This is a genomic window from Actinophytocola sp., assembly GCF_050699935.1.
Taxonomy (GTDB): Bacteria; Actinomycetota; Actinomycetes; order Mycobacteriales; family Pseudonocardiaceae; genus Actinophytocola.
The window spans coordinates 1-8,587 of sequence record NZ_JBOHGB010000221.1 but is presented as its reverse complement, the minus strand read 5'-3'; the positions used below and the strand labels follow the sequence as shown (position 1 = coordinate 8,587).

6 protein-coding genes are annotated in these 8,587 nt (G+C 72.6%); 2 read left to right on the top strand and 4 right to left on the bottom strand.

Annotated features, from left to right (window positions below):
* Positions 1 to 63 precede the first annotated feature (63 nt).
* Positions 64 to 1,287, top strand: a complete 1,224-nt coding sequence (locus ACRDTB_RS36110) for a sensor histidine kinase (protein WP_431436751.1) — start codon at positions 64 to 66, stop codon at positions 1,285 to 1,287.
* Entirely contained in the window at positions 1,284 to 1,946 is a 663-nt protein-coding gene (locus ACRDTB_RS36105) for a response regulator transcription factor (protein WP_431436750.1), read from the top strand. The genes ACRDTB_RS36110 and ACRDTB_RS36105 overlap by 4 nt, the downstream gene beginning before the upstream one ends.
* A gap of 6 nt (positions 1,947 to 1,952) precedes the next feature.
* On the opposite strand, the gene ACRDTB_RS36100 is transcribed toward ACRDTB_RS36105, so the two are convergent.
* The 4 genes from ACRDTB_RS36100 to ACRDTB_RS36085 form a co-directional block, all read right to left on the bottom strand.
* Positions 1,953 to 3,566 carry a hypothetical protein gene (locus ACRDTB_RS36100; protein WP_431436749.1) on the bottom strand — a complete coding sequence of 538 codons (1,614 nt, stop codon included), beginning with the start codon at positions 3,564 to 3,566 and terminating at the stop codon, positions 1,953 to 1,955.
* A gap of 96 nt (positions 3,567 to 3,662) precedes the next feature.
* The gene (locus ACRDTB_RS36095; protein ID WP_431436748.1) at positions 3,663 to 5,234 is read right to left on the bottom strand and encodes a protein kinase domain-containing protein; all 1,572 of its coding nucleotides are present in this window, start codon (positions 5,232 to 5,234) and stop codon (positions 3,663 to 3,665) included.
* Between the two features lie 88 nt (positions 5,235 to 5,322).
* Positions 5,323 to 7,170 carry a serine/threonine-protein kinase gene (locus tag ACRDTB_RS36090; protein WP_431436747.1) on the bottom strand — a complete coding sequence of 616 codons (1,848 nt, stop codon included), beginning with the start codon at positions 7,168 to 7,170 and terminating at the stop codon, positions 5,323 to 5,325.
* Between the two features lie 155 nt (positions 7,171 to 7,325).
* Positions 7,326 to 8,252, bottom strand: a complete 927-nt coding sequence (locus tag ACRDTB_RS36085) for an SDR family NAD(P)-dependent oxidoreductase (protein ID WP_431436746.1) — start codon at positions 8,250 to 8,252, stop codon at positions 7,326 to 7,328.
* Positions 8,253 to 8,587 lie beyond the last annotated feature (335 nt).

Here is an 8,587-nt window from a genome sequence, read left to right as displayed (position 1 = left end):
CGCCGCGTATGCCGCTCGAACAACACCGGCAACTCCCGGCCACACAACGGATGAAACGGATGGGTGACCACCAATGAGCTACCACGAGACCCGGACGAGCGGGTCCTATGCAGTTCGTATCCCGGCGCGGACTGGCGGATCCTGCGGCAGGACCGGGAGGCGCCGCTGGCCCTGCACGACCGGCGCGAGATCCTCGACCCACTCCTGGCCTCCCCCGACGGCACCGGCCGCGTGCACACCGACGCGGGCGAGCTGGGCTGGGCCAAGGTCACCGTCGCCAGCCCCACCGAGCCCGGCACCGAGGGAACCTTCGTGGTCGGCTACCTCATCGACCGCGACCGTGTCGAGGTGGACAACACCGTCCGCATCCTCGCGCTGGTCAGCCTGGTCGGCCTGGTCCTGACGGCCGCCGCGTCGTGGCTGATCGCCGGCCGCATCCTGGCGCCGGTCCGGCTCGTCAACACCGCCGCCGCGCAGATCACCGAGCAGGACCTCACCCGCCGCATCCCGGTCGAGGGCAACGACGAGTTCGCCGCGCTGGCCGCCCAGTTCAACGCCATGCTCGACCGGCTGGAGCAGGCCTTCGCCACCCAACGGGAGTTCCTCGACGACGCCAGCCACGAGCTGCGTACGCCGATCACGATCGTCCGCGGACACCTCGAACTGCTCGACCCGCGCACCAGCGACCCGGAGGAACTGGACGCCGTCACGCGCATCTGCGTCGACGAGCTGGACCGGATGAGCCGGATAGTCGACGACCTGCTGGTGCTCGCCAAGACCGAGCGGCCGGACTTCCTGCACCTCCAACCCACCGAGCTGGCCGAGCTGACCAGCGACATCGAGGCGAAGATCCGCGTCATCGGCGACCGACGCTGGCGGCTGGAGGCGATCGGCGAAGGCACCGTCACCGTCGATCCGCAACGCATCACGCAGGCCGTGGTGCAGCTGGCGCACAACGCCGTCCGGCACACCGACACCGGCCAGGAGATCCTGTTCGGCTCGGCGCTGGACAGCGGTCCCGACCCGGCCCGGGTGGCCTTCTGGATCACCGACCACGGCCCAGGCGTCTCCCCGGACGACGCGAAGGTCATCTTCGAGCGGTTCTTCCGGGGCGCCACCAGCATGCCCGGCGGCCGGGGCGGCGCCGGGCTCGGCCTGCCCATCGTCCGCGCCATCGCCGAGGCCCACGGCGGCGAGGTCAAGCTGGTCTCCACGCCGGGTGCCGGCGCCACCTTCGGCCTCGACCTCCCCACCAACCCACCCAGCACGCCAGGGACGTCGCCATGACCCGCATCCTGATCGTCGAGGACGAGGAGCGCATCGCCTCGTTCGTCCGCAAAGGCTTGTCCGCCAACGGTTTCGATCCCCACATCGTGGCCGACGGGCCCAGCGCCATCCAGGCCGCCCGCACCGGATCGTTCGACCTGGTGATCCTCGACATCGGACTCCCCGGCCAGGACGGGTTCAGCGTGCTGCGCTCGCTCCGCGAGTCCCGTGTGGACACACCAGTGATCATCCTGACCGCGCGCGACTCCCTCACCGACACGGTCGCGGGCCTGGAGGGCGGCGCCGACGACTACATGACGAAGCCCTTCCGGTTCGACGAGCTCCTCGCCCGCGTGCGGCTGCGGCTGCGGCGCAGCGAGAGCACGCCGGAGGCGACCCTGCTCAGCGCGGGCGAGCTGGCCCTGGACCTGCGCACCCGCCGGGCCCAGGTCGCCGGGCGGACCGTCGACCTCACCGCCCGCGAGTTCATGCTGCTGGAGCTGTTCCTGCGCCACCCCGGCCAGGTCCTCTCGCGAGAGCAGATCCTCGCCCACGTGTGGGGGTACGACTTCGACCCCGGCTCCAACATCGTCGACGTCTACGTCCGCGCTCTCCGGCGCAAGCTCGGCGCCCACCACATCACCACGGTCCGCGGCATGGGCTACGCCATCGGCCGCTGACCGGTGTCACCAGGGGAGGTCGTGGCGGATCCGGTCGAGCCAGCGGTCGACGGTGTTCTCGTAGCGTCCGGGGTCGTGGGTGCGCTGGGCCCGGCCGACGGCGGCGAGGACCGGGCCGCGGACCTCGTCCGCCCACCGGGGCAGGACGTAGACGAGCGTGGCGTAGTCGGCGCGCATGCGGATGCCGGCGACGAACTCGTAGCCGCGGGTGACCTCGGCGACGTTCATCCCGTAGACGGTGCGCGGAACGGCCCCGGTGATGCTGCGGATCACGATCACGGTGGGGCGGGCGTCCGCGACCCGGGCGGTGACGTCCGCGCCGTGCGCCACGGGCTCGTCGTTGAGTCCGATGTAGTCGATGGTCCGCCAGCCGCTGTGGTACGGGATGGCGCCGGCGTCACCGACCGCGAGCGTGCGCCGCTCGGCCGGCACGTCGGCGCGCGCGAGGCCGTGGCCGATGGGGATGTGCGCGCGGGCGAGGTCGGGTCCGTAGTTGGCGATGACGCCGAAGTCGGGGGCCTGGATGCCGGTGACCGCGACCCAGCCGGCGGCCACGGCACCGGCCACGGCACCCGTGACCCTGCCGGTCACGCTGCCGGTCACCGCACCGGGCCGGCCTGACCGCGACGAGCCGGCGGCCAGCCCGGCGCCCAGGCACAGCACCGGGAACGCGTGGTACGCGAACCGGTAGAGGTAGTCCATCGTCGGGCCGGACAACGCGTACGTCGCGTAGGTGGTGACGACGGTGGCGCACAGCAACGCCCCCGCCCGCCGGGTTTCCCTGCGTACCAGCAGGAACGCGGTCAGGACGAGCAGCGGGGCGAGCGCGGTGGCGGTGGTCTCGAGCCAGAGCTGGTCGGCACGCAGGCCACCGACCTTGACGTAGAAGGTGTTCGGGAACGGGTGACCGTAGAACGACCAGCGCCACGCGACGTAGCCCAGCCCGGCCACGGCCGCTCCCGCCGACCACAGCCACGCACGCCGGTCGCGGCGGGCGAGCCAGAGCCAGGCGGCGAACGCGGGCAGCGCGGCGAGCACGCCCTCCGGCCGGAGCATGCCGGCCACCAGGACCAGCAGCGACGGCTCCCACGCCCGTACCGGCGCCGACTCGACCGCCCGCAGGCCGACGATGACCGCGCGCACCACGACGGCGGCGAACGCCACGGTCTCCAGGCCGCTGGTGAGGTGGAAGTACGTCGGCAGGAACACGACGAACGCGCCACCGGCGACGAGCGCCGCCACCAGCCCGCCTCGCTGGTGGCAGTGGCGCACCAGCATCACCAGGATCGCCGCGCCGGCGGCGAGCGAGGTCAGCTTCGCCACGGTCGGCAGGTCGGCCCCGAGCCAGGCGAACGGGGTGTGCCAGAGCATCCAGAGGAAGTTGGTGAACCCCTCGACGGGGTCCTCGCCGGCGTTCCACACCGGCCCGTGGCCGGCGGCGAGGTTGTCGGCGTACCGGAACGTGATGAACGCGTCGTCGATCGTGAAGAACCACGCCGCCCACACCCCGACCACGAACGGCACGCCGAGCCCGGCCGCCACGTACGCCCAGACCGGGTGCCGGCGCGGCCGCTCGACAGCCGGCGAAGCAACGTCCGCCGCTGCGTCCGGGACCGTCACTGGCCAGCTCCCCGCGAGCGCTCGAAGGACCCCGACTACGAGTCCACCACGCTAGCACCGCCGCCGCGCGCCACCGCTGCGCCGCGTGCCCTCGCGTCAGCGGGCGTACAGCTCGATGACCTCGCCGTTCAGGTTCGCCTTGAGGTAGGCGCCGCCGTAGTCGTCGGCGAGGTAGAAGCTCATCGAGGCCGTGCCGTCGATGATGTCGGTCTCCACGGCGAGGTAGCGCGCGGTGGGCTTGTCGACGCCGAGCTCCTTCTCCGCGCGTTTCCACAACGCGGGCAGCGCGTCCCAGTTGACCGCCTTGAGGTCGAGCACCGCGCGGTCCTCGTCCACGCCGTCCGGCCCGTCGCGGGTGACGGTGCCGCCCCGGTAGGTGAAGCTGTCGAAGCCGTTCTTCACGGCCTTCGTGGGCGCGGTCGCCGACGCGTGGTCGGCGTAGATGTCGAGCTCGGACACCTTGCTGCCGCCCATCTCCTTGGTCAGCGCGGCGACCGCGGCACGCGCCCCGCGCGGGGTGAGCAGGTCCTCCTGGGCCGTGCCGTCGGTGGCGGGCGCGGTGGGCGCCGCCGTGGGCGCCGTGGACACGCTGACCTGGGGCACGCCGGCGGTCCGGGTACCGGGGGAGCCGTTGCCTGCGGCGCCGCCCTCCCCGGGCACGCGCGACATGATCAGCGCGATCACCGTGGCCACCACGGCGGACGTGGCCAGCGTGGCCACGCCGGCCCAGGCCACGGCTCGCTTGCGTCCTGCCGCCCCGGTGTCGGGTCCCGGCTGGTACGGCGCCGGCCCGGCGGGCGGCTGGTACGGCGCCGGCTGCGCGACCGCCCCGGCCTCGGCGGCGGCGAGCATCAGGTCGAGCTGCTCGCCGTTCGGCCGGGCGGCGGGGTCGGCGACCAGGGTGGCGGTGAGCGCGGGGGTGAGCGGCCCGGCCCGCCTCGGCGGCGGCACCGGCTCGGTCATCACGGCGGCGAGCGTGGCCATCGTGCTCGCGCGGCGCAGCGGGTGGTAGCCCTCGACGGCCACGTACAGCAGCATCGCGAGCGACCACAGGTCCGACGCCGTCCGCGTCTCGTCCCCGTGCAGCCGTTCCGGGGCGATGTACTCCGGCGAGCCGATCACCTCGCCCGTCGCGGTGAGCGTGGTCGAGTCGCGCAGTGCGGCGATGCCGAAGTCGGTGAGCACGGCGCCGCCCTCCGGTCGCAAGAGGACGTTGGCCGGCTTCACGTCGCGGTGGTGGATGCCGGCCGCGTGCGCCGCCCGCAGCGCGCCCAGCACACCGCGGCCGATGCGGGCGGCCTCCTGCGGCGTGAGGGCCCCGTGCCGCAGGCGGTCCTGCAGCGAGCTGCCGCGCACGAGCTCCATGACGATCCACGGGTACGGCGAGCCCTCGACCTCGAGGATCTGGTAGATCGACACGACGTTGGGGTGCTGCAGCCGGGCCAGCGCGCGGGACTCGCGCAGCACGCGCTCCCGCTGCTGGGCGGCCAGGGCCGGGTTGTGCTCGTAGAGCGCGGCGTCCGCGGGGCGCACCTCCTTGATGGCGACCTCGCGGTCCAGCCCCAGATCGCGGGCGCGCCACACCGTCCCCATGCCGCCACTGCCCAGCCGGTCCAGTAGCTCGAAGCGGCCCCCGACGAGCCGTCCGGTGTGTCCTCGCTCCGACATCGCGCACACGCTAGCAACGACGTGCCGGCCCGGCCCCCATATCGGGGACATGGCGCCGACATCGGCAACTGCTTCGCATTCGAAACCGTCAGCCGTTCGGGACGGCGACCTCACCCTTGAACCATTTGGCCCTGTTGTCGAAGTCGCGGGCTTCGAGGGCCTCGACGATCTCGGTCACCGCCGCCCGGCCGTAGCGCTTCCGGTGACTGTCCGCCACCCAGATGGACAGGACGAACCCGCCGCAGTCCACGGTCGCCCCGCTCGCGGTGAACTGCACCGGCCGTCCGCCGATGCGCCGTGCGTTCCGCGGCGGCGGTTCGGCCTCGCCGGCCGGGTTCATCATCATCCGGACCGCGGTCGTGCCGGTGCCGATGCCCGTGCCGGGCTTGTCGTCGCACAGGTCGATCCACGCGTTCCACGGTCCGCGCCATCCCGGATCGAGCCCGTCCAACCCGCCGCAGGCGTGGAGCGCGTCCGGCAGCCGGCCGAACCGGACGGGGAACCGCAGCTTCCGCCGGCCGTCGAAGCGCACGGCCGCGGCGATCCGCGACACGGTCCTGCGTGCGTCCGGCGGCGGCACGTCGGACTGGACCACGTACCACGCGTCGTCCGCGTACCGCACCACCGCGGCCGGCTTGCGGGTCTGGGTGGCGGGCGTGTCACCGGTCTCGGGATCCGGCAGCGCCTTCTTGTAGAAGCCGGGCCGGCCCGCGAGCTCGATCGGGTCGCCCTCCTGCGCCTCGGTCGGATCGAAGTCGCCGGGCGGGTACACGCTCACCTGCGCGACCACGGAACCACCCGTGTCCAGCCGGAGGTTCGCCCACTGCGTGCCACCGTCCACACCGGAGCTCTGGACCGCGTAGCCGGACGCACGGCGGACCACGAACGTGATCTCCAACGGTCCGGCGGGAACGGGCGACGCTCCCGGGGACCGCGACTGGCCGGTTGGGGAACCTCCGGCGACCGGGAGGCCCTCCTCGTTCCGGCCGAGGGCCAGCGTCGTCGCGACGACCGCGCCGACGACCACGAGACACGCCGCGGCGACGACGACGAAGCGGGTTCGCCGCGGCGGCGGGGGCCGGGTCAGGCCGGGCTCCGCGGCTCGCACGTTCTCGCCGGCATCCAGGCGCGTGCTCTCGTGCCAGGCCGTCCCGCCCTCCGACACGACGTCGGCCAGCGCGTCGGCGAGCGCGTCGGCGAAGGCGCCGGCGTCCGGCCAGCGGCGGTCGCGGTTCTGTTCCAGGGCCCGGGCCAGGACCTGCTTGAGCCTGCGGGGCAGCGCGATCCGGCGCAGGCCGCTGTCGTCGTACTTCGTCCCGGTCAGCAGGTGGTAGGTGAACGCTCCCAGCCCGTAGACGTCGGCGCGCACGTCGACGTCCAGCCCCAGCTCGGCCTGCTCCGGTGCCATGTAGCCGGGGGTGCCCGCGGCGATGGTGTGTCCGGAGGCCTGCGCGACGTGCTTGGCCACGCCGAGGTCGCTGATCACGATCCGCTCGTGGCCGCCGGGTGTGCTCTGTACCAGGACGTTGGACGGCTTGATGTCGCGGTGCACGACGCCGAGCCGGTGCAGCACCGCCACCGCGCGTGCGGTCTCGACGGCGATGTGCAGGGCATGCGGTATCGGCAACGGGCCGGTCATCCGGTCGGCCACGGTGCCGCGGTCGGCGTAGGACATCACGAAGTACGGCCGGCCGTCGGGCAACTCGCCGATGTCGAACATGCGCACGACCCGATCCGAGTCCGCCCGGCGCAGCAGCCGCGCCTCCAGGAGGAAACGGTTGTGGACGTCCGGCATGTTCGCCCAGTTCTCGGCCAGCACCTTGATGGCCACCGGCTCGCCGAGCGCGTCGTCGGTGCCAAGCCACACGGACGCGAAGGCACCGCTACCGAGAAGCCGCGAGACTCGGTAGCGGCCGATCCGCTCGGGGTGCGCCACGCCGACATCGTGCCTCATCGGGCCGTCGCGGTGCGCGGGAACCCGACGACGACGCCACCTGCGGGTTACGTCCCCAAGTCACTCACGGTCCCGACCGCGGCGGCCGTGCTGTCCTCTGTGGAGCGATCGGTACCGGTGGCCGCGGGTGGACACCGTCAGCGAGCCTCGGCGAGTGCGGGCATCCCGACCAGCTCGGCGCTGCTGCGCCACAGCTCGGCGGCCTTGTCACGGTCGTACGACTCCGCGGACGACCGCCTCGGCCGGCGGCCCTGGAAGTACGTGCCGCTGACGCCGTCGAGCGCCTCGTCGGCGACGAGATGGGCGAGCGCCGAGCCGGACGTGCACGTCGTGTGGAAGTTGCGCGGCAGCACGGTCACCACCGGCATCACGTACCTCCAGGCGAACCGGAACAGCGGGTTGTAGTCGCGGGCCATGCCGGTCCCCGGCATCAGTCCGGGGTCGAACGCGTTCACGCTGGTTCGCCGCTCGGGCCCGAGCATCCGGTCCAGCTCGTACGCGGTGAGGACGTTGCACAGCTTCGACGTGGTGTACCGCCGGCGGCCTTCCGTCATCGGATGGTCGCCCGTGTCCGCCGGCCGCGCCAGCTCGCGGCCGCTCGTGTAATGCGGGTCGGGTAAGCCGGTGGGCCGCGCGGGATCGTGCGTGTCGCTTGACACGAACACGATGCGGGCCGGTGCGCTCAGGTGGGGTAGTAACAGGTTGGTCAGCAGGAAGTGGGCGAGGTGGTTGACCGCGAACGTCACCTCGTAGCCGTCCACGGTGTGCCGTAGACCGGTGACCACCTGCGTTCCGGCGTTGCACACCAGCGCGTGTAACGGTGGCAGGTCGCGTGTGGGCCACTGTTGTGCGAAGTCCCGCACGGCGTCGAGCGACTCCAGGTCGAGCTTCAACGGCGTGACGGGGGCGTTCAGCTCGGCCGCGAGCGTTCTGGCACGCTCGGTCGTACGGGCGAGGTCGCGTCCGGTCACGACGGCGTGCCAGCCGGGATGGCGGCGGGCCAGCCGACGTACGGTCGCCGAGCCGAGGCTGCCGGTGCCCCCGGTGATCAAGACAGTTCGCATGGTGTCCCCCTTGGCGAGCGATCACCGCCAGCATACGAACGGCCTCCTGAGAGAATCCTCAACAAAGAGACTGACTCCGCTCACCGGCGGTGTCTATTGTGGACCGTCGTGGGAACTGCCTGGAAGGACGCCTTCCGGGCGCTCAACGTCCGGAAGGCGTCCTTCCAGGCAGGCCGCAGGACGGGCGCGGGCGCGTGGACGTGGTGGCGCCGTGGGAGGTGCGGTGTTCGCGTTGGCGTGTGATGTCGGTGAGTCGTGCGTGGGAGTCGTGCTCGTCGAGGGCGCGCTGGTCGAGGTCGGCGAGGGCGGTGCGGTAGGCGGCGATGGTCTTGGGT